Annotated in this window: 20 protein-coding genes and 1 pseudogene; 11 read left to right on the forward strand and 10 right to left on the reverse strand. The window is 59.7% G+C overall.

The window, feature by feature from the left end; translation table 11 throughout:
• Positions 1-127: 127 nt before the first annotated feature.
• Together ggt and VD17_RS08580 are read left to right on the forward strand one after the other, a co-directional pair.
• A complete protein-coding gene (gene ggt / locus VD17_RS08575) occupies positions 128-1,960 on the forward strand; it encodes a gamma-glutamyltransferase (RefSeq protein ID WP_046053462.1) in 1,833 nt (610 codons plus the stop codon).
• A gap of 261 nt (positions 1,961-2,221) precedes the next feature.
• The gene (locus VD17_RS08580) at positions 2,222-3,376 is read left to right on the forward strand and encodes a Fic family protein (protein ID WP_046053463.1); all 1,155 of its coding nucleotides are present in this window, start codon (positions 2,222-2,224) and stop codon (positions 3,374-3,376) included.
• 7 nt (positions 3,377-3,383) lie between these two features.
• On the opposite strand, the gene VD17_RS08585 is transcribed toward VD17_RS08580, so the two are convergent.
• Genes VD17_RS08585 through VD17_RS08595 form a run of 3 tightly spaced genes read right to left on the reverse strand, consistent with a single transcriptional unit; the run spans position 3,384 to position 5,594 of the window.
• Positions 3,384-3,812 (reverse strand): TOBE domain-containing protein, encoded by a 429-nt coding sequence (locus tag VD17_RS08585; RefSeq protein WP_033061233.1) that lies wholly within the window; start codon positions 3,810-3,812, stop codon positions 3,384-3,386.
• Between the two features lie 35 nt (positions 3,813-3,847).
• Entirely contained in the window at positions 3,848-4,942 is a 1,095-nt protein-coding gene (gene ddlA / locus VD17_RS08590; protein ID WP_046053464.1) for a D-alanine--D-alanine ligase, read from the reverse strand.
• Between the two features lie 10 nt (positions 4,943-4,952).
• Positions 4,953-5,594, reverse strand: coding sequence for a LysE family translocator (locus tag VD17_RS08595; RefSeq protein ID WP_046053465.1), 642 nt, complete (start codon positions 5,592-5,594; stop codon positions 4,953-4,955).
• A gap of 149 nt (positions 5,595-5,743) precedes the next feature.
• On the opposite strand from VD17_RS08595, the gene VD17_RS08600 reads away from it, so the two are divergent.
• A complete protein-coding gene (locus tag VD17_RS08600) occupies positions 5,744-6,553 on the forward strand; it encodes an AraC family transcriptional regulator (protein ID WP_046053466.1) in 810 nt (269 codons plus the stop codon).
• Positions 6,554-6,629: 76 nt separating this feature from the next.
• Positions 6,630-6,998, forward strand: a complete 369-nt coding sequence (locus VD17_RS08605) for a cupin domain-containing protein (protein WP_046053467.1) — start codon at positions 6,630-6,632, stop codon at positions 6,996-6,998.
• Between the two features lie 12 nt (positions 6,999-7,010).
• Here the strand turns inward: VD17_RS08605 and VD17_RS08610 are convergent, their stop codons facing one another.
• From VD17_RS08610 to VD17_RS08620, 4 genes and pseudogenes are all read right to left on the reverse strand, one after another.
• A complete protein-coding gene (locus tag VD17_RS08610; protein WP_046053468.1) occupies positions 7,011-7,610 on the reverse strand; it encodes a flavin reductase family protein in 600 nt (199 codons plus the stop codon).
• Positions 7,611-7,667: 57 nt separating this feature from the next.
• The gene (locus tag VD17_RS33075) at positions 7,668-8,276 is read right to left on the reverse strand and encodes a methyl-accepting chemotaxis protein (RefSeq protein ID WP_259674544.1); all 609 of its coding nucleotides are present in this window, start codon (positions 8,274-8,276) and stop codon (positions 7,668-7,670) included.
• Positions 8,256-8,984: pseudogene (locus tag VD17_RS33080) on the reverse strand (PAS domain-containing protein); the annotation flags it as partial. The pseudogene VD17_RS33080 and the gene VD17_RS33075, both read right to left, overlap by 21 nt.
• 129 nt (positions 8,985-9,113) lie before the next feature.
• Entirely contained in the window at positions 9,114-10,427 is a 1,314-nt protein-coding gene (locus tag VD17_RS08620) for an MFS transporter (protein WP_046053470.1), read from the reverse strand.
• 201 nt (positions 10,428-10,628) lie between these two features.
• Between VD17_RS08620 and VD17_RS08625 the strand changes: the two genes are divergently transcribed.
• The 3 genes from VD17_RS08625 to VD17_RS08635 all read left to right on the forward strand — a co-directional run bounded on the left by VD17_RS08625 (position 10,629) and on the right by VD17_RS08635 (position 14,000).
• A complete protein-coding gene (locus VD17_RS08625) occupies positions 10,629-12,047 on the forward strand; it encodes a short-chain fatty acid transporter (protein WP_033061219.1) in 1,419 nt (472 codons plus the stop codon).
• Between the two features lie 111 nt (positions 12,048-12,158).
• Positions 12,159-13,331, forward strand: coding sequence for a hypothetical protein (locus tag VD17_RS08630; protein WP_046053471.1), 1,173 nt, complete (start codon positions 12,159-12,161; stop codon positions 13,329-13,331).
• A gap of 144 nt (positions 13,332-13,475) precedes the next feature.
• Positions 13,476-14,000 carry an SET domain-containing protein-lysine N-methyltransferase gene (locus VD17_RS08635; protein WP_046053472.1) on the forward strand — a complete coding sequence of 175 codons (525 nt, stop codon included), beginning with the start codon at positions 13,476-13,478 and terminating at the stop codon, positions 13,998-14,000.
• 6 nt (positions 14,001-14,006) lie between these two features.
• On the opposite strand, the gene can is transcribed toward VD17_RS08635, so the two are convergent.
• Complete coding sequence (can, locus tag VD17_RS08640) at positions 14,007-14,651, reverse strand: carbonate dehydratase (protein WP_046053473.1); 645 nt, start codon at positions 14,649-14,651, stop codon at positions 14,007-14,009.
• Positions 14,652-14,803: 152 nt separating this feature from the next.
• On the opposite strand from can, the gene VD17_RS08645 reads away from it, so the two are divergent.
• Positions 14,804-15,208, forward strand: coding sequence for a hypothetical protein (locus tag VD17_RS08645; protein ID WP_046053474.1), 405 nt, complete (start codon positions 14,804-14,806; stop codon positions 15,206-15,208).
• Positions 15,209-15,332: 124 nt separating this feature from the next.
• On the opposite strand, the gene rimI is transcribed toward VD17_RS08645, so the two are convergent.
• On the reverse strand, positions 15,333-15,785 hold the full coding sequence (gene rimI / locus VD17_RS08650; RefSeq protein ID WP_008145534.1) for a ribosomal protein S18-alanine N-acetyltransferase: 453 nt from the start codon (positions 15,783-15,785) through the stop codon (positions 15,333-15,335).
• Positions 15,778-16,527 carry a hypothetical protein gene (locus tag VD17_RS08655; protein ID WP_046053475.1) on the reverse strand — a complete coding sequence of 250 codons (750 nt, stop codon included), beginning with the start codon at positions 16,525-16,527 and terminating at the stop codon, positions 15,778-15,780. The genes rimI and VD17_RS08655 overlap by 8 nt, the downstream gene beginning before the upstream one ends.
• Before the next feature lie 206 nt (positions 16,528-16,733).
• Between VD17_RS08655 and mksB the strand changes: the two genes are divergently transcribed.
• The 3 genes from mksB to mksF are packed head-to-tail and all read left to right on the forward strand — an operon-like array spanning position 16,734 to position 21,536.
• On the forward strand, positions 16,734-18,008 hold the full coding sequence (gene mksB / locus VD17_RS08660) for an Mks condensin complex protein MksB (protein WP_046053484.1): 1,275 nt from the start codon (positions 16,734-16,736) through the stop codon (positions 18,006-18,008).
• Complete coding sequence (gene mksE / locus VD17_RS08665; RefSeq protein ID WP_046053476.1) at positions 17,998-18,699, forward strand: Mks condensin complex protein MksE; 702 nt, start codon at positions 17,998-18,000, stop codon at positions 18,697-18,699. The genes mksB and mksE overlap by 11 nt, the downstream gene beginning before the upstream one ends.
• Entirely contained in the window at positions 18,696-21,536 is a 2,841-nt protein-coding gene (gene mksF / locus VD17_RS08670) for an Mks condensin complex protein MksF (RefSeq protein WP_046053477.1), read from the forward strand. Before mksE ends, mksF begins: the two co-directional genes overlap by 4 nt.
• Positions 21,537-21,574 lie beyond the last annotated feature (38 nt).

Consider the following 21,574-nt stretch of genomic DNA (forward strand, 5'->3'; position numbering starts at 1 on the left):
CTCGACCCTACAGAAAATCCGTGGACTCATGAAGGGCAAAAGCATCTTTGCTGTAGGCCCTGGTTTGCGTCACTTCCTTTCGGCCGATAAAGTCCCCTGATCTTTCCCACGGACGGAGTGCCCCCACGTGTTCTCAGCCTTCCACTTGAGCCGCTATCGCCTGTCAGCCTTTTCGCTGATCGCCGCTGCTTTAACCCTCGTAGCCTGTAGCGCCCCGACCACTTCGACGTTGCCTGTCGCGCCAGAAGTCGCGTCAGGTTATCGCGCCGACCTGCAGACCCAATACGCCTCAAAACACATGGCAGCCGCGGCCAATCCGCTGGCGGCCGAGGCCGGGCGGGAGATGTTGCGCCAGGGCGGTTCGGCAATCGATGCCGCGATTGCGATGCAGGCCGTGCTGACGCTGGTCGAGCCGCAATCCTCGGGCATTGGTGGTGGTGCGTTGATCGTGCTCTGGGATGGCAAGACTGTGCGCACTTATGACGGTCGCGAAACCGCTCCTGCCGGCGCCACCGAGAAGCTTTTCCTGCAAGCCGACGGCAAACCGATGCCGTTCACCCAGGCGCAGATTGGCGGTCGCTCGGTGGGGACACCGGGCGTGTTGCGAGCGCTTGAATTGGCCCATCAGAAACACGGTCGCCTGCCGTGGGCGCAACTGTTCGAACCGGCAATCAAACTCGCGGAGCAAGGCTTCGCGATCTCGCCACGCCTTCACCAGTTGATCGCCTCGGACTCGTCCATTCGACGCTCGCCGGACATGGCGGCCTACTTCCTGAATGCCGATGGCAGCCCGAAAGCCGCAGGCACGCCACTGAAAAATCCGGCACTGGCCGCGGTGTTCAAACGCATCGCCAAAGAAGGACCGGATGCGTTGTACAAAGGCCCCGTCGCACAAGAGATCGTCGCCAAGGTTCAGGGCCACGCCAACCCCGGCAGCCTGTCGCTGAACGATCTCAAAGGCTACAGCGCCAAGGAGCGCGCGCCGCTGTGCACCGACTACAAACGCTGGCAGGTCTGCGGCATGCCGCCACCGTCGTCAGGCGGGATCGCCGTGGCGCAGATCCTCGGCACCTTGCAAGCCCTGGAAACCCGCGACCCACGCTTTGCCCTGGCGCCGCTCAAACCGCTCAAGACAAACAAACCTGCGGGCATCGAACCAGCGCCTGAAGCCGTGCACCTGATCTCCGAGGCCGAACGCCTGGCCTACGCCGACCGCGCGCTGTACGTAGCCGACGCAGACTTCGTGCCCGTCCCCGTCAAAGGTCTGGTGGACCCTGCCTATCTGGCCGACCGCGCGGCCCTGATCGGCGATCGCAGCATGGGCATCGCCAAACCCGGCACCCCGCCAGGCATTCAGGTCGCCTACGCACCGGACCGCTCGCCGCTGCGCATCTCTACCTCGCAAGTGGTGGCGGTGGATGACGAAGGCGGCGCCGTGTCGATGACCACCACCGTGGAATCCGCGTTTGGCTCGCACCTGATGGTCCAGGGCTTCCTGCTCAACAACCAGATGACTGACTTCTCATTCATCCCGGAAGAATACGGCCAGAAGGTTGCCAACCGCGTCGAACCCGGCAAACGCCCACGCTCGTCCATGGCACCGACCCTGATTTTCGACCGCCAGAGCGGCGAATTCCTCGCCACCATCGGTTCCCCCGGCGGCTCGCAGATCATCGAGTACGTCGCAAAATCCACCATCGGCCTGCTCGACTGGAACCTCGACCCACAGGCTGCCATCAGCCTGCCCAACTTCGGTAGCCGCAATGGCCCGACCGAACTGGAGCAAGGGCAATTCAGCCCGGCGCTGATTCAGGCACTGAAGGACAAAGGGCACAGCGTGAACGAGATCGACATGACCAGCGGCACTCAGGCGATTGTTCGGGTCAAGGATGCACAGGGGAAAACGTCGCTGGCGGGCGGGGCCGATCCGCGGCGTGAGGGGGCAGCGTTGGGGGATTGAGTCGTACGTGGGAATGAGCAAGGGCTTACCGGGAGGTAGGCCCTTTTTTATGTTTGTTTACTTTTGATTGAGTAAAGAACGTGAGACCACCAATCGCGTTTCCAAGAACGCCCTTTTCACTTATCTCGTTACAGCTTTCGACTTCACACAGAGAACGATTAGAGATAATTTTTACACCCGCATCAAAAATAGCCCTATAAATAGGGCCTGTTGAGGGCCTCATTAGAGATAACTCCCCTCGGCGTCAGAGATAAACCCCATATGCCTGAATTTGCCCATCATGAACTCCAGCTCCTGAATCCAACTTTCGACTCCCCGTTGGTGGACGTATTGAGTGAGCTGGAACACCTACGACGGCTCCGACTTGAAGGCGATACTCCAGCTCCGGTATTTTTCCAGCTCAAGGCAATTTTCCACACATTGGAAAGCCTGGGGTCAGCGCGGATTGAGGGTAACCACACAACCTTGGCCGACTACCTGGACAACAAAATCGAGGGAAAGGCAACGGATAGCGACCAACTGCGTGAAGTTGCCAACATCGAAAAGGCCATGAGCTATATCGAAGAAGTCATGCAGCCAGGTGAACGTCTGACCGAACGGACCATTCGCGAAATTCATGCGATGACCGTCCAGGAACTACAGCGTGAAGGCGACCGAACTCCAGGCGCCTATCGTCAAACGCCAGTACGTATCGCACAGTCGGAGCACCTTCCGCCGGAAGCAGTTCAGATACCGGGGTACATGCAAGAGCTGGTTGCCTTTGTGAACCATGATGACTTGCCAAAATACGATCTGATGAAAGTCGCCTTGGCGCACCATCGATTCGGATGGATTCACCCTTTTGGAAACGGTAACGGCCGCGTAGTGAGACTACTCACTTACGCACTCTTGATGAAATACGGATTCAACGTCAACACAGGCGGGAGGGTGCTGAATCCCACAGCCGTTTTCTGTAACGATCGCGAACGCTATTACGCAATGCTAGGTGTGGCTGACACCGGCACGAAAGCAAGTCTCGAAGCGTGGTGTATTTATGTGCTGGAAGGTGTGAAGGATGAGATTGCCAAGGTTGATCGACTTACCGACTACGCCTACCTCAAACACTCAATTCTCATGCCTGCCGTTACATTCGCTCGCCAGCGTGAGTGGATTACCAAAACAGAAAAAGATGTGCTGGATATAGCGATCAATGAAGGCGTTGTTAAGTCTGCAGATCTCGCCCGTGCACTGCCGGACCTGTCAGCTAGTCAACGCACCTACTTGATCAAAAAACTGGTGAGCCAAGGAATGCTCCTCCCTATCAGCGAAGGAGCAAGGCAGTACACCATCGGATTTTCAAATAACTACCTGATCCGAGGTGTCATAAAGGGGCTTAGAGAACAAGGTTTTATCCCCGAGCCGCTGGAAAACCCTTGAAGGCGTATCAAGCCGGCACACCCAAAATGATATGCGACGCCTTGATCACCGCCGTCGCACTCACGCCCGGTGCCAGGCCCAGTTCTGCCACAGCCTGGCGTGTCACGATCGAATAGACTTCGGTGCCGCCGTCGAGCTGGATGACCACTTCGGAGTTCACCGCACCATCGATGACACTGGTGACTTTGCCTTCAAGGCAGTTGCGCGCCGACAGGCGAATGTCGCTGGATTCGGTCATCAACATGACCCACGGCGCCTTCACCAGCGCGACCGCTTCCTTGCCGACCGCCAGGCCGAGGTTTTTCACGCTTTCCATGGTCACCACGGCCACCAGTTCATTGCCGCCCGACAGTTTCAGTGAGACTTCGGCGTTGACCGCACCGGGCTGTAATTGACTGATGGTGCCTTTGAATACGTTACGTGCGCTGACTTTCATGACGTGCTCCTCGAATAATTATTGTTGTATTGAACCTAGCGAGAGATCTTCAGCGCCTGTCGCGCGTGATGCTTCTCCAGCGCCAGTTCGATCAAACGGCTGACCAGCTCGCTGTAAGTCATACCGGTGGCCTGCCATAACTTGGGGTACATGCTGATGCGGGTGAATCCGGGCAACGAGTTGATCTCATTGATCAGCACTTCGCCACTCTCGGTCAGGAACACATCGACCCGCGCCAGCCCGGAACAGCCCAGCACCTGAAACGCCTCGACGGCCAGGGCACGAATGCGTTCACTGGCCTCGAGGCTGATGTTTGCCGGGACCACCACTTCCGCCGCTTGAGCGTCGATGTATTTGCTGTCGTAGGAATAGAACCCGCTGCGCACCACGATCTCGCCGCAACCGCTGGCGATGGCGTCTTCGTTGCCGAGCACGGCGCATTCAATCTCGCGGCCGCTGACGGCGGACTCGACCAAAACTTTCTCATCGAAACCCAGCGCCAGTTCTATTGCCGCCGCGTACTCGGCTTCGTCATTCACCTTGCTCACGCCCACGGAAGATCCCTGGTTGGCCGGTTTGACGAACAGTGGCAGACCGAGTTTGCCTTGCACCTCCGCGAACCCGGTGCGCGCCGCGGTGGCGCGGGTCAGGGTGACGAACGGCGTGACCGCCAACCCGGCGTCACGCAGCAGTCGCTTGCTGATGTCCTTGTCCATGCAGACGGCCGAACCGAGCACGTCGGAGCCGACAAACGGCAGATCGGCCATGCGCAGCAAACCTTGCAGGCAACCGTCCTCACCCAGGGTGCCGTGGACGATCGGAAAGATCACGTCGACGTGTCCCAGCATTTCCTGACTGGAGGTTTCCACCAATTGTTGACTGACCTTACCCGGCACGACGGCCAGTTCACGGTTGGACTGGTTAAGAGCAATCAGGGCCGGGTTCTCCTGATTGAGCAGGAAGTTCGAAGGGTCGTTCAGATGCCAGTGGCCTTGTTTATCGATGCCGATCAGCACCGGCTCAAAGCGCGAACGATCCAGCGCATCGACGATGTTTTTCGCCGATTGCAACGACACTTCATGTTCAGCCGAACGACCGCCAAAAATAATGCCTACCCGCAGTTTGCTCATTCAGAACTCCTTAACGATTGGCCACCAGATGCGCGCCGAACAGCAGATAGCAGCTGCCAGCGAAGCGATCCAGCCATTTACGCGAACAATCATAAGCACCCGCGACCCGCCGGCTGGCGAACAGCAGCGCCACGCTGCAATACCAACTGAATGACAAGGTCGCCATGGTCAGCACGGCCAGCGCCAGCAACATTGGTGGCGGTGAAGCCGGCATGGCCGTGGCGAAAATCGTTGCGACGAATAGCGCGGCCTTGGGATTGGTCATGTTGCCCACAAAGCCCCGGCCATAAGCCGATAGCAGCGTGCGTCCTGCGCCATTCAGCGAGCCGCTATCACCCGGCACACTCGGTGGATTGCGCTTGAACTGCTTCAATCCCAGATAAATCAGGTAACAACCGCCGGCAATCTTGAAGCTCAGATAGAGCGTCGGCGCAGCGCTGAACAGCGACTTGATGCCCAAGCCACCCGCCAATCCCCAAAGCACCGTGCCCGTGGCCACGCCGAGTGCGGCGACGACACCGTGGCGCCGGGAGCAACTGGCAGCCAGTTGTGCGGTGTTGAAGAAGTTCGGTCCCGGCGTCACCACCGCAACCGTCCACAACAGCGCCAACGACAACAACGGAGCGGCATAGCTCAGGTGGGATATTTCCATGATGTAGGGCGCCTTCTTGGCTTAAAAAATATGCAACACCTTGCAACATTAGTCCGGGATTTTCTACCAGCCGGGTGATTCGATCGGCAGCAGACAGGCGGTTGGTCAGTGGGGTAACGTGTCCAGCATCGAGTTCAAGGCAACACACCATGGCCAAGCACACGCCCCCCATCGACTGGTTCCACCGCGCACCCGACGTCGGCGGGCTTCAGCGTTTCGAGTTTTTTTTTGCAGGCCACGGCTACGACCTTCACCGCCACGACACCTACGCCATCGGCCATACCCTGGCCGGTGTGCAGAGTTTTCAGTACCGCAGTGGCTGGCGCCACAGTCTGCCGGGCGGGACCATAGTGCTGCACCCGGACGAAGTTCACGATGGCGAAGCCGGCACCGAGACCGGTTTCCAGTACCGAATGATGTACATCGAACCGGCACTGATCCAGCAGATGCTCGGCGGCCAGCCGTTGCCGTTTATCAAGACCGGCCTGTCGAACGACCCTCGTTTGTTCGCCGCCACCGCCGAGCTGCTGCGAAGCCTCGATTGCCCCCTCGAGCCTCTTGAAGAGCAGGATGCGTTGTTCGATCTGGCGCAAGCCTTGAACAGCGTTTCCGGAGTGCCTGCCAGCCGCCAGAGTTTCGACTACGTGGCCGCCGAACGCGCGCGGGAATTCATCCACAGCGCACTGGATCGCACTGTGACGCTGGAAGAACTGGCGCAACACAGCGGTCGCGATCGCTGGAGTCTGTCACGGGATTTTCGTCTGTTGTTCGGCACCAGCCCTTATCGATACCTGACCATGCGCCGCCTCGACCTGGTCCGCTCGCTGCTGATTCAGGGCCAGTCACTGGTCAGCGCTGCGCTGATCGCCGGCTTCACCGATCAGAGTCACATGACCCGGCAGTTCAGTAAAACCTACGGCCTGTCGCCAGCCCGCTGGATGAAAATGCACCGCCGCTGAGCCACGCACAATCGTTCAAGAAGCACGCTGATGTGCCGGCTATCGTGGATGCACGATCAACCATGAGAGCTGCTTCATGAACGCTTACGAAAGCCTGAACTTCGCTGAAAAAATCTCCAGGATCGGCCCGTACTGGACGCCTCGGGTCATCGCCGAAATGAACGACTACCAGTTCAAGGTGGTGAAGCTGCTGGGGGATTTCATCTGGCACGATCACCCTGATACCGACGAAACGTTCATCGTGCTCGAAGGGCAACTGCGCATCGACTTTCGCGATGGCCACGTGCTGGTGAACGCCGGCGAAATGTATGTGGTGTCAAAAGGTGTCGAGCACAAACCGTTCGCCGAGCAGGAGGTGAAACTCCTGCTGATCGAACCCAAGGGTGTGTTGAATACGGGTAACGAAGGTGGCGAGCGCACGGCGCAGAATGACGTCTGGGTGTGAAAGGCCGGCTGCTTACGGCTGCAAGGTTTTGCCGTCCACTGGATCGCCGATTTTCAGGAAATGCCCGCCTGCCACATGGTGCAAGGTGCGCAACGCGTCTTGCCCTTCGAAGTGCCAGCGACCGTCACTGAACACCCGCTCGTCTGCCTGAGCGGCAATCACTTCGGCCAGGAACAGGTCGTATTGCTGGTGATTGCCGGGTTCCGGCAGCAGTCGGCATTCCAGCCAGGCGACGCAGCCTTCGAGCATCGGCGCATCGATCAATTCAGCGCTGAAGGTCGGCAAGTCATAGACCTGAAACTTGTCCCGACCTTGGTCCCGGGTCAATTCCAGGCCGGACGTCGAACCCACGGTCTGGACGATATCGGCCTGGGCGGCGCAGGGAACATTCAGCACAAACGTGCCCGACGCCTCCAGCAATTGCCGTGTCCAGGTGGACTTGTCCAGCACCACGGCAATTTTCGGCGGCTCGAAATCCAGCGGCATGGCCCAGGCCGCCGCCATGATGTTGCGCTGACCGTCATGGGCCGCGCTGACCAACACGGTCGGGCCGTGATTGAGCAGACGATACGCCTTGGTCAAGGGAACCGGACGGCGGTGAGAAACGCTCATGATGGCTGCTCCTGGGAAAAACGCCGATTGTAGCGATTTACACCGCGATGGCAGGCATCAAGTCGTCAACTGATTGGCAAACTGCCCGACTGCGTTCACCACTTTCTGTGCGCCGTCCTGAATCTCGACAATCACCGTCCCCGCCTCTGCCGCCAGCGCCAGCCCCTGTTCAGCCTGGAGTTTGCCCTCGGTCATCAGCGCCACGGCGTTGCGCGCCATGTCCTGGTTCTGACGCACTACGCCGACAATCTCATCGGTTGCCTGGCTGGTGCGCGACGCCAATTGCCGGACCTCGTCCGCCACCACCGCGAAACCACGCCCCTGTTCACCGGCCCGAGCGGCTTCGATGGCCGCGTTGAGCGCCAGCAGGTTGGTCTGTTCGGCAATCCCGCTGATGGTTTTGACGATGGTGCCGATCACCAGCGACTGCTCGTTCAGCGCTTCGATGCCTTCGCCGGCGGTCTGCATGTGCCTGGCAAGGTCACGCATCACGTTGACCGCCTGAGTCACCACAGCGTTACCGCGCTGAGCGCTGCTGTCGGTTTGCTGCGAGGTGCTGTAGGCAATGTTGGCCGCTTCGGCGACGGCTTGCTCCTGATTGACTTGATCGGTAATCACCGTGGCGAACTTCACCACTTTGTAGAGCTTGTTGTTGGCATCGACCACCGGGTTGTAGGAAGCCTCCAGCCAGACCACGCGACCGTGGCTGTCGATGCGCTTGAAACGCTCGGCGAAGAACTCGCCTGCATTCAAGCGGTGCCAGAAGTCCTGATACCCGGCGCTGTTGTATTCCTCGGGTTCGCAGAACATGCGGTGATGTTTGCCCTTGATCTGCGCCAGGCTGTAACCCATGCCGCTGAGGAACCGGTCGTTGGCCGCCAGCACGTTGCCATTGAGGTCGAACTCGATCACTGCCGTGGAGCGCACAAGCGCGCCGATCAGGTTCTCATGCTCACGAGACGCTTCGATGGTGCGGGTCAGGTCGCTGGAATAAATCGAGAAGTTCTTGATCTGGCCGACCGCGGACCGAACCGGCTGTACGATCGAGCGCAGCCAGGCTTCCTGACCATTGCCGCGCAACAAACGCACCGTGCCGGCAAAGTGCTCGCCACGGGTCAACGCGACCTTGAAGCGCTGGTGGAATTCGTCCGACTTCACATGGGCCGGGACGATGTCTTCGATGTGTCGCCCTATCAGGTCGCTGCTTTTGTAGAGCATCTCGCCGATGAAGTTCTGGTTGACCGACTGAATCCGCCCATCGGCATCGAGGGTCAGGACCAGCATCTCGCTTTCCAGACTTTCCTTCACTTGCTGGAGGCTGGAGAGTTCTTCGCGAAGAGCCGACAGCTCCTGCTTCAAGCGTTTGTTGAACATGGGGATACACCGATGGACAGGGATAGAAAGCGGTATGCAGCCTAACCATCGGCCTTGGGGACAATTTCTGAAGAGTGTTTCAGGGTTGTCCTACAAAAATAGTTGCTACACGTACGGTGCTGCCTTTGATTACATCGCGCCAGCAGTCGAGCAACTGCCAACTCTTGGCATCCGCGTCCCGAAGTATGCGGCACTGCTCACCCCCACAGCCCCCATCACCGCGCAGAAGATCACGCAGATCCATGGGCTCCACGGCATCAGACCGATCAGCAACAACGGTGTGATACTCGCCCAGACGGCGTAGGCGATGTTGTAAGTGAAGGAAATCCCCGAGACACGAATCCGCGCCGGGAACAGGCTGACCATCACCGACGGCACCGCGCCGACCACCCCACAACCAAGGCCGGCCACCGCATACGCCAGACCGATCCAGCTGCCACCGATGATCAGGCAGGTATAGAGCAGGCCGATGCCCAGTGGCAGCAGCAGGCTATAGAGCATCACCGTGCGCCAGGCGCCAATGCGGTCGACCAGCAACCCGGCGAGTACGCAGCCGATATTCAGAAAGACAATGCCCAAGGCACTCAGGGCGAAGGTGTGACTGGCGGTCATACCGAAGGTTTTCTGCATCATGGTCGGGGTGATCACCACGAACACCACCACCGCCGAGGTCAGTACGCAGGTGAGGATCATCGCCGGCAGCATGGCCAGACGGTGTTCACGCAAGACCGTGCGCAGCGGCAATTCGACGGCTGCAGCACGTTGTGCCTGCATGGCCATGAATACCGGGGTTTCGCTGAGCCAACGACGTAGCCAGACACCGATTACGCCAAACACGCCGCCCAGCAGGAACGGGTAACGCCAGGCGTAATCAAGGATTTCTGCCGGGGTGAACGCCTGAGCCAGAAAAGTCGCCGTCAGGGCGCCGATCAGATAACCAAACGTCAGCCCGGCCTGCAGGAAACCGAGGGCATAACCGCGATGCCCGACGGGTGCATGCTCGGCGACGAATACCCAGGCGCTCGGCACTTCGCCGCCCACCGCCGCGCCCTGAAGGATTCGCAGGGCCAACAGCAGCAGCGGTGCGAAATAACCGATTTGGGCGTAGGTCGGCATGATGCCGATCAGCAGGCACGGCAGCGCCATCATCAGGATGCTCAGGCTGAAGACCTTCTTGCGGCCCAATCGGTCGGCGAAATGCGCCATCAGAATCCCGCCCAACGGCCGCGCCAAATAACCGGTAGCGAAGATCCCGAAGCTTTGCAGCAGTCGCAACCACTCAGGCATTTCAGGCGGGAAAAACAGCTGGCTGAGGGTCAGGGCGAAAAATACGAAAATGATGAAATCGTAGATTTCCAGCGCGCCGCCAAGGGCCGCAAGACCGAGGGTCTTGTAATCCGAGCGGGTGAACGGCGCTGGGCGCGAGTGGATGTTGGCGGTCATGAAAAGAACTCTGGCATAGGCAAAAAACCAAGGCGCCCATGGTCTACGCAAACACGCCAACGGACAACCCGTTAGACCAAAGTCCTAGACGCGTAAAACTTCAACACAAAATAGAACCGATTGTTTTACTGTTGCCACCTGTCTAGACGGGCCTTTACGGTCCTGAAGACCACAACAAACATAAAAATTCGAGGTACACCCGTGGCCGCTGATATCGAAGATACCCGCTCCGCCCGCTTTGCCCTGCGCTGCTCAAGTTTTGCCGAACGCTGGTTCCCCGACTCCTGGGTGTTTGCCGCACTGGCGGTGATTATTGTCGCCGTGGCCACCCTGTTCATGGGCGCCAAACCCACCGACGCCGCCATGGCCTTCGGTGACGGCTTCTGGAGCCTGATCCCGTTCACCATGCAGATGGCTTTCGTGGTGATCGGCGGTTATGTGGTCGCCAGCTCGCCACCGGCGGTGAAACTGATCGACCGGCTGGCGCGGATCCCGAAAAACGGCCGCTCGGCCGTGGCCTGGGTTGCGTTGATCTCCATGGTCGCTTCGCTGCTGAACTGGGGGCTGTCGCTGGTGTTTGGCGGTTTGCTGGTGCGCGCCCTCGCCCGCCGTACCGATCTGAAAATGGACTACCGTGCGGCCGGTGCTGCCGCCTATCTGGGTCTCGGCGCGGTGTGGGCCTTGGGCCTGTCCTCGTCCGCCGCGCAATTGCAGGCCAACCCGGCCAGCCTGCCGCCGTCGATTCTGTCGATCACCGGGGTGATTCCTTTCACGCAAACGATCTTTCTCTGGCAATCCGGCGTGATGTTGCTGGCACTGATCGTGATCTCGCTGATCATTGCCTACGCCACTGCACCCGGCCCGAACTCGGCCCGTGATGCAAAAGCCTGCGGCATCGATCCGAGCTTTAACCTGCCGCCATTGCAACCGCGCACGCGCCCCGGCGAATGGCTGGAGCACAGTCCGCTGCTGACGATTTTGCTGGTGCTGCTGGCGGCCGGATGGCTGTTCCATGAGTTCTCGACCAAACCGGCGATCAGTGCGATTTCCGGGCTGAACACCTACAACTTCCTGTTCATCATGCTCGGTGCCCTGCTGCACTGGCGCCCGCGCAGCTTCCTTGACGCGGTGTCCCGCGCGGTACCGACCACCACGGGCGTACTGATTCAGTTCCCGCTGTACGGCTCGATCGCGGCGCTGATGACTACCGTCAAAGGCACTGACGCTCAGACGCTGGCTCACCACATCTCGACCTTTTTCGTACAAATCGCGTCCCACGACACCTACGCGCTGCTGATGGGCGTGTACTCGGCGATCCTCGGTTTCTTCATCCCGTCCGGCGGGGGCAAATGGATCATCGAAGCGCCGTACGTCATGCAAGTGGCCACCGACCTGAACTACCACTTGGGCTGGGCCGTGCAGATCTACAACGCCGCCGAAGCGCTGCCGAACCTGATCAACCCGTTCTACATGCTGCCGCTGCTGGGTGTGCTCGGGTTGAAGGCGCGGGACTTGATCGGGTTTTCGTTCGTGCAACTTTTGGTGCACACGCCGCTGGTGCTGTTTCTGCTGTGGGCGCTGGGGACGACGCTGACGTATACGGCGCCGGTGATGCCTTAATGTAAAAAAGGGCCGATATATCTATCGGCCCCTACTTCTTGTTCGGTCTAGTCTGTTTCAGTATGTATGCGCCCCGCCTACGAGGCCCCACACGCTGAAAAGGATCTGAGCATGTTCAAATTCGCAGCATTCACCCTCGCGGCCCTCACCCTGAGTGCCGCCGCCCATGCCGATGTCGACCTGAAGCTGGGCAGTACCGAACGCGTCACCCGCCTGTTCGCCTATCCCAACAACTGCAACGTGATCTGCTTTCGCAACTGGACGCTGGAGCAAACGGTCGAGCATTACCTGACCCAAAGCGTGCAGCGCGATGGTTACAGCGCGGCGAAAGTGCTGGTCAAAACCGATAACCATCAGCTCTACGCCGAAATCAGCGGCGTCCCCCACGGCTATGAAAAACCGTTGGCGGCGTTACTCGATGCCGGTGATCTGGCCTATACCGGCGCCAGCAAGCTGAATGCCGATGGCAAGTGGGCTTACAGCTGGTATCTGTTCCTGCCACTGGGCATGGCTCTGGAAAACCGTAAAAGCGTTGAACTGTTGCACTTCCCACCCGACTATTCGTTGACCCAGGCCCAGGATTACCTGCGATCCGCCACTACCGATCGCTGGGCCACACTGCTGACTATCAACGGAATTGCGGCCGAGCAGACTCCGGGCTACCAGACCATCATCGACATCGCACCGATTGCCGCACCGTCCAACGCCGGCAAGGATCTGGAAGGCGTCTACGACTACTTCAAGGACTACCAGACCACCATGGTCAAGCAACTCAGCCAGAACGCCAGTGGTGAGGCGTTGCCGATGGTCGCCTTCGGCGCGCCGGTGCGTAACTGGATCAAGCAGCAATACGGGCCGACCGTGAACGTGCTGGGCTTGGTCAGCATCAGTCCGAGCGACGGGGTGAAAGTGCCAGTGCTGGGTTCCAACCACCCAAGCTACATTTGGTACGCCGCCGACCCGGAAAGCTATACCGGCAAAGATGCCCAGGCCAAGGCCGACGCGGCGGGCCTTAAAGTCATGGGGCAGGATTTGAGTGCCGCGTGCTGGCAGGCCGCCATGGGCCGCCAACCGGACAGTAATCCCGACATTGAACTGAGAAGCTGCACCCAAACCTGGCAAGTGGCCCAGGCAGATAAAACCTGCGAGCTGTTCTATACCTCGATCCGCAACCTGACGCCTGAAAAAGCCGTGGCCAAGTGCGCGACGGCACCGATCAAATCTCAGCTCAAACAGCTGAAAGCTCCGGTACCCGAGACGGCGATTCCTGTCCCGCCCCTGTAAAACGATGAACGGCGGATCTACTGTCATAACTGACAGTAGATCCGCCGTTTCATTTGCGAGAGGCTTGAATCGCACCCATGTGCTGCAGAGCTGACAGGATCGTCAGCTGAGGGAGGTCGCAGCACCCAGCCAACAAGGATCGTTATGAAAACCCACGCCCTGCACGAGACGCTCGCAAAACCTCCCGATGGGATTTATCCATTTGCGGAGCTGCCCGTTCGCCTTGGATTCCCCTCCAGGGCCGACTTCGAGATTATCGACAACACCAATGGATCGGCGGCAGCCGTCGCAGTCCTTCGGGAATTTCCACGCATCAGCCGAATTTGTCGGGCTTCGGGGCATCTGCTGCCTTATCGGTGCCGGCATACCCGGCAACTGGCCCCTGGCATCCATGTCTACGACCCGCGCTTCTGCGGGCTGCTGCGACACTCCTGCGACCCAAACGTATTTCTCGACATGAGCGAGCTGTGGCTGTGGGCGCTGAAGGACATCAAAAAAGGCGACCGACTAACGATGGACTACGCTTCCACTGAAGACAAACTCTTGCGTCAGTTCGCCTGCCAGTGCGGCTCGTTCGACTGCCGAGGCTGGATCACCGGCTACGATGAACCGCCGAACGCCGACGGCCAGTTGTTTCTGCAGCACTGGCGCCGGCGAAGTCTATGCTGAAGGGCGTTACAACGCGTCGACCGGACGCAGACGGTATTGCGGCGGCAATTGCTCGAAACCGCTGATGGTGGCGTTCAGGCTTTTCCAGCGACCGTCCTTGATGCCATAGATGCAGCCGTGAACAGACAGACTCTGCCCGCGGTGCCAGGCATTTTGCACAATGCTGGTGTGCCCGACGTTGGCCACTTGCTGGATCACGTTGTATTCGCAGAGGCGGTCGACCCGCTCTTCTTCAGTGGGCAATTTGGCGAGTTCTTCGCGTTTTTCATAATAGAGATCGCGAATCGAGCGCAGCCAGCCGTCGATCAGGCCCAACTGACGGTCCTGCATCGAGGCGCGCACGCCGCCGCAGCCATAGTGGCCGGTAACGAGGATGTGTTTGACCTTCAGCACGTCGACCGCGTACTGAATCACCGACAGGCAGTTGAGGTCGGTGTGCAGCACCACGTTGGCCACGTTGCGGTGTACAAACAGATCGCCGGGCAGCATGCCGACGATCTCGTTCGCCGGCACCCGGGCGTCGGAGCAACCGATCCACAGGTATTCCGGGGTTTGCTGACGGGCCAGCTTGGCGAAGAAATCAGGATCTTCTTTGGTGATCGCGTCAGCCCAACGCTCGTTGTTATCAATCAGATCTTGTAATTCGTTCATGCAATGAAGCCTCGAGAATGATGCGCTTCTATGACAGACAACCTTCTGTCGGGGTCACGCGCCAGATGCAGAAACCCGGTTTTCCATGCCGGAGGAATTCTCAGCAGCCCAGGGGGTCCACCCTAGTAAGGCCTACAGTATGAGGAATTACCATGACTGAATCACGACGTCCGTACGATGCGGTGCAACCCGAGCCCATCGATGACGACGAAGACCGCATGGGCTCGATGCATGAGCTGGATTTCGATGAGGAAGAACCCAGCGCCAAAATCGGCGACGAGCTGACGCAAACGGAGCGTGAACGCCTGATGCCTCGGGAACGCGTACGTGAAGCCGGCATGACCGGGGCCTCGACCGATGACCATGAGTCCACCGACGACGACATGAGCCCGGAAACCCTGATCCGTGAAGACGGCGCCCGGGACGCCCACGAAGCGGGTGAAGGTGGCCAGGCCGACTGGGATTTGAGCATTGTCGATGAAGACGACATTGGCGGTGGTAATGGGCTGGATGAAGAGGAACTGGCGCGGCGGGACCCGATGGACGGTAATCGTTGATCAATCTGTCTGAGAGGATCGGAATGTAGGAGCTGCCGAAGGCTGCGATCTTTTGATTTTTGTTGTCGCACACAGGAAGATCAAAAGATCGCAGCCTTCGGCAGCTCCTACACGGGATCGCTGTTCAATCCACCAAAGTGCAGGCCATTACAACGGCATCTTCCCGCCCGCCAACTGCCGGGTAGTAATCGCGCCGCCGACCAATCTCGTTAAACCCATAACGCTCATACAACTTGAACGCACCACGGTTGCTGTCACGCACTTCCAGAAAACACTCCCGCGCCTTGGCGTCATACGCCCGGGACATCAAATGCTCCAGCAACGTCAAACCGAGGCCACGGCCCTGGTTTTCCGGTTTGACGGTGATGTTCAGCAGATGCGCTTCATCAAGGATGATCTGCACCACCCCGTGGCCGACCTGCTGCTGGCCTTCAAACATTAGCCAGATCTGATATTTACCCAGCCCATCGAGAAAAATCCCTCGAGTCCAGGGATGGCTGTAAGCCGCGTATTCGATTTTCAGTACAGCGTCCAGGTCCGCCTCGGTCATCGGGCGGAACGATACAGCGTCACTCATTCGATTCTTTCCAACGCGCCATCAGCCGACGCATGGCTTGCCAGACATCAGCCTTACGCTGTGGCTCTTCCATTAATAATTCCAGGCCCGGCAGGGCCCAGACCGAGCCCAGGCCTTCGACCTGAAGTTCACGGTTGAAGGATTCGGCGTTCGCCTCACCGGCGAAACGCACCGCCGGCAGACCGATCAGCCACACGCAGACGCACGGTGCGTCTTCCAGCCGGGCCGAGAGAAAACCTTGCACGAAGTCGCGAGCCGCTTCCGGACCTTGATCCATGGTGCCCCGAGACAACAGCGGCCAACGCACCGGCTCGCCGACGATCTGCGGGCTGTCCGGCAGACCGGCGGCGCGCAGCATGTCTTTGAGCAACAGATAGGCGGGGTCGCGGGTCTGGAAGGATTCGCCTGTGGGTAACTCCACCAGCAGCAGGCAACGCCCGGCCCGCAGCAATTGCAGCGCGAAACGCGGTGGCGGCACGACTGGCGCCTTGGCCACAACCGGAGCGGCCTCTTCTTCAACCTTGGCATTCGTACGCGTGCTGGCCAGCGATGGCCGTGGCACCTCGATTTTCACCCGTTCGGCCGGTTTGACCAGCGGATCCACGGGTGAATCAGCCACAGGCGCGGGCACAACCGGAGCAACCGGCGCGACGACCAACGGCTCGGGCATCTCCAGCAGTTCGGGGCGCGAGGGCGCAGCAAAGGGCAATTCGGTGCGCGGCAGCCAGTTGACCACCTGCATGGCGGTCAAATAAGCGCGGCGACGGGACTCGATAAGCAAAGGTCGGCCACTTGTGGATAACTAAAGTGCGGTGATTCTACCGCCCTTCGCTCAAGATCGCCCACGCTTGATCGATAGAAAGCCAACAGTCCGTCCCGAGAGTGAATCGCAACGGGCGTGATGCAGTACAATCGCGACTTTTAATCGCCAACCAGCCGGCCATTCCGATGATCGAACCCAAGCGCGTCTTGCGCGCCCTCGCTGAACACTGGGCACTTCTGGAGCCACTGTGCGAGCACTTCGACCAAGGCACCTTGAGCCTCAACGAACTGCGTTCACAGTTGGCCGCCCAGCAACTGGACAGTACGCCGCAGGACATCACCAGCCTGCTGGACGTGTGGATCCGCCTCGACATTCTGGTTCCCGTGGCGAAAAGCCCGAACCGTTTCGAGCTCAACGCGCAGATTCACGACTTCCTCGCTTACCTGCGCCGTGAGCACCGTCTGGGCCTGTGCCTGGAGATCGAAGCCTATTTGCGCCACCTCGAACGCCTGGCCGGTTATATCCAGGACGCCTTCGACATCCGCGACGGCCACGACCTGGCGCGCCAGTTGCGCCTGCTCGACATGCGCGTACGGGACGTACTGAAGAAGCTCGCCAACGACGAACAGGCCCTGGTGGCCGTCGCCGAGCGGGCCAAGACCAGTGACCGGCAGATTCCCCTGCGTCAGCGCTACGCCGAAGTGTTGGCAACCTGGGACGAATACGTCGAGCCGATGATTCAGCTGGTGAACGCCGACGGCGCCTTCGAACAAGGCGTGCGCAAGGTCGAGAATGTGCTGCTGAAGATGCTCACCGAGCAGCAGCGCCTCGGCCATCTGGTCGATGACGACATGCTGCTGCGCACCCACGCGCGCATCCTCGAAATGCAGACCAGCGCCCAGTTGACGCTGCGTCATGCCCGCGAACTGCTGCTGCCGCTGCGTGAAGAAGCCCGTCGGCACAACGCCGTGACCCGTGGCGCGGCGCTGGCTTTGTCGGCCATCCGTCGTAAAGGCATCGATGCGGTGCCACAAGCGGCGATGCCGATGTTCACCCGCCCGCAAAGCACGTTCCTCGGCAGTGCCAGTCAGGTCGAAGCCTACGTTTACGCTTTGGCCCGTTTCGAGCCGAAACCGGCGCGCTTCCCCAAGGCCCACAAAACGCAGAAAGGCGAAGCGCCGCGCGCGCCACGCACGGTTCGGGAAATGCTCGAACGTTGCGAAGACGCCCTGCCGATGCCGGACCTGATGAGCTGGCTGCTGGAGCAGGAGCCGGACGGCGCTACCGACGAATTGCTTTATTGGTTCTCGCGTCTGTCGCGGGAAAAACGCTTCAATCGCGAGCGTCTGGAACGCCGCGACTACCACACTCATGAGCATCAGGTCAGCCTGCGCTCCTTCGCCCTGCTCTCGGCCCGCGACACCGCCGAGGATTCTGCGAGCACCCCACATGCATCTTGATCTAAACGAACTGTCCCAGCTGGCGCCAATCTTTCGCGAGCTGTTCAAGGGCTATCACGTCAGCCGCCGCGATCCGGAGCTGTACGCGCAACTGTCGAACTTCCAGGACCAGTACCGCACACTGTTCAAGGCATTGGGCTTTGAACTGGTCTGCGATACCCGTGGTTTCTACTACTTCGTGCCGGACCTTGCTGCTGCGGCGGTGAACAAGACCGCACAACGTCTGGCGCTGTTCACCTTCATTCTCGTCGAGCATCTGGCCGATCAGGGCCGCGACCCTGTCGCAGTGCTCGACGGTGGCAGCCTCGGCCGTGATGAATTGCCGTCGTTGCTGGAAAAGTACCGCGACCTGTTTATCCAGGCCGAAGTGCAGACGGTAGAAGAACTCGAAGAAAAAATCATGCGCCGCATGACCCAGCTCGGTTTCGCCGGCGAAGAAAACGGCATCTACCGTTTCCTGCCGCCGATGCACCGCTTCCTCGATGTCTGCCTGTCGGTCCAGCAAGACCGTGATCTGGCCGCCAGCCTGCACAGCGTCTTGCCTCTGCCGGTGCCAGTGCTGATCGATGACGACAGCGATGAAAAGCTTTTGGAAACCGATGACCCGCTCGATCTCAGCGACTTCGCTGAAGAAAGCGAAGAAGACGCCTTGGCCCGCGCCATTGCCGAAGAACAGGAGACCGACGCATGAGCAAGGAACGCTACGGCATTCGCCGCTTTGCCCTTTTGAACACCGCCGGTTACAGCCTCGGCCTGTTCCCGCTGGAAGAACCGCTGTCGGTCTACGGCGCGAACAACCTCGGCAAATCCGCCTCGATCAACGCCTTGCAGTTCCCGATCCTGGCGCGCATGTCGGACATGAGCTTCGGCAAGTACAGCCTGGAACAATCCCGGCGCTTCTACTTCGCCTCGGACACCAGCTACATCCTGGTCGAAGTGTCCCTGCCCCACGGTCCTCACGTCATTGGCGTGGTCGGCCGCGGCCCGGGCGGTGGTTTCGGTCACCAGTTCTTTGCCTACGCCGGCAAACTGGATCTGGCCCATTACCAGAAAAACGACACCTGCCTGCGTCAGAAAGAATTGTTCACCAACCTTGAGCGTGAAGGCCTGAAAGCCTATGAGCTCAAGCCGGATGAACTGCGTCGTTTGCTGGTCGGCGGTCACACCTCGATTCCGCTGGACCTGACGCTGATCCCGCTGCGTTCCACCAGCGAGCAGAGCCTGAAGACCTTCCGCGCCCTGTTCATCAACCTGCTGCACATGCGCGAAATCACCGCGGCCAAGCTCAAACAATTGTTCCTCGATGCCTTCGAACACAGCCTGCGTTCCGGCAGCGTCGATTACATCGCCGCGTGCGAAGAAGCCTTCCGCGATGTACGACGCATGGAACAGGACTACAACTCGCTGGTCACCGCCGGCCCATTGGTTGAAGCCCTCGCAGCAGGCGTGACCCAGCGCAACATCCTGCGCGGCAAACTGCACCGGATCTCGCCGCTGCTCGATTCCCTGCTCGGCACTTGGTCGGACTACGCCAGTGCGCGCAAGGAAGAGCTGACGATTCAGGCCGAGCACTACCGCAACGAACAGGACGCGCTGCAAAACGATCAGCGCGGCGGCACTCAGGAACTGATGCGCCTGGAGCGGGAAATTTCCGGCATCCAGCGCTGGCTCGGCGAGCTGTCGGTGCTCAAGCATCGCTTCGCGCTGGTCGATGACGTCAAAGTGCTTGAGCAACAACTGCTCGCGGCCAAGGATGCGCACGATGAACTGGCCGGTGCGCTGGCGCAGTCGCGGCAGTTCAGCGCCGAAGATCTGGAAGAGCGTCTGCGAGATCTGGAAAAACGTCTGAAGTCGGTGAAACAGCAACTCGATCACGCCGACAACAACAGCTACGCCCGTCTGCGCGAGGAATTCTCGCAACAGGATGTCGAGCGCCTGATGCGTTTGTTCAACAGCGCGTTGTTCAGCCTGCCGTTGGGCGAACACGGCATTACGCTGGACGAGGACGGTCAGTGGGTCAAATCCATGGAACTGATCCTCGACGGTTTCAAAGGCGAGCGTTTCGAAGTGCCGGGCCTGTCCATCGACATCTCGCACATCGAGCCGCCGGCCCTGCAAGCCCTGGCTGACCGCGCGGCATTGCGCGATCAGAAAGAGCGCCTGGACAAAGAACTCAAGCAACTGAAAACTCAAGCTGCCGTGGCCGCCGACCGCGCCGCGAGCAAGACCCAAACCGAAGCGTTGTACCAGCAAGTGCTGGACGCGCAGAAAGCGCTGGAAGATTTTCGTCGCGCGCAAACCCTGAGCGCCGAGGAAGGCGACAAGCTGGAACAGCTGGCGCAGATGGAAGCGGCGCAGGACGAGTTGAAGCGTTCCAGCGACGCCTTCACCGAACGCGTCCAGCAACTGTCGGCCAAACTGCAATTGGTCGGCCGGCAGATCGGCGACATGGAAGCCAAGCAACGCACCCTCGACGACGCCCTGCGCCGCCGTCAGCTGTTGCCGGCAGACTTGCCGTTCGGTACGCCGTTCATGGACCCGATCGACGACTCCATGGACAACCTGTTGCCGCTGCTCAATGACTATCAGGACAGCTGGCAAGGTTTGCAGCGCAGCGATGGTCAGATCGAGGCGCTGTACGCTCAGGTCCGCCTCAAGGGCGTGGCCAAGTTCGACAGCGAAGACGATATGGAGCGTCGCCTGCAACTGCTGATCAACGCTTACGCACACCGCACCGACGAAGCGCTGACCCTCGGCAAGGCGCGTCGTGCGGCCGTTACCGACATTGCCCGGACCCTGCGCAACATCCGCAGCGACTACGACAGCCTCGAGCATCAACTGGCGTTGTTCAACCGCGAGATCAACAAGCGTCAGGTCTCCAACCTGCAAAGTTTCCGCATCGTGCTGGCGCCGAACAAGGAAGCGCTCAAGCACATCGACCAGATCATCCACAGCGCCGGCCAGTACGAAGAAGGCGAAACCCTTTCGGTCTTCGACCTGAGCCAAAGTGCCGATCAGGACAATAAGAACGAAGAAGCCAAGGAGTATCTTGCGCGGTTGGTGGCGGCGAACCACAACCAGCTTGGCCTCAAGGACTTGTTCGAGCTGGCGTTCGAGATCACCAAGGTCAACGGATCGCCGGTGATCCACACAGACATCGATGGTGCCGCTTCCAACGGTACGACCATGACCATCAAAGCGCTGACCAACATGTACTTGTTGCTGCACTTGATGGACCGCGACCAGGCCGGTCGCGTGCGCCTGCCGTACTACCTCGACGAGGCAGCGGACATCGACGAGAAGAACCAGGCAGCGTTGTTGGAAACCAGCCTGCAACTGGGCTTCGTACCGATCCTGGCGAGTGTGAAACCGCAGGTCTGCGCCAGTGTCGCCATCGACCTGGAAGGCGGCAGCGGGCCGAACGGGATCTACATCGACGAGGCGGACTGGAAGTACATCCGACGTCACGATGAGGTGAAGGCTGCCGTTATCGTTGAAGCGGATGAACCGGAGTTGGATGCGGTTTGATTTGCGTTAATCGACAGCAATAAAAAAGGCCGCGATCC

The organism is Pseudomonas fluorescens (assembly GCF_000968015.1).
GTDB lineage: Bacteria > Pseudomonadota > Gammaproteobacteria > Pseudomonadales > Pseudomonadaceae > Aquipseudomonas > Aquipseudomonas fluorescens_W.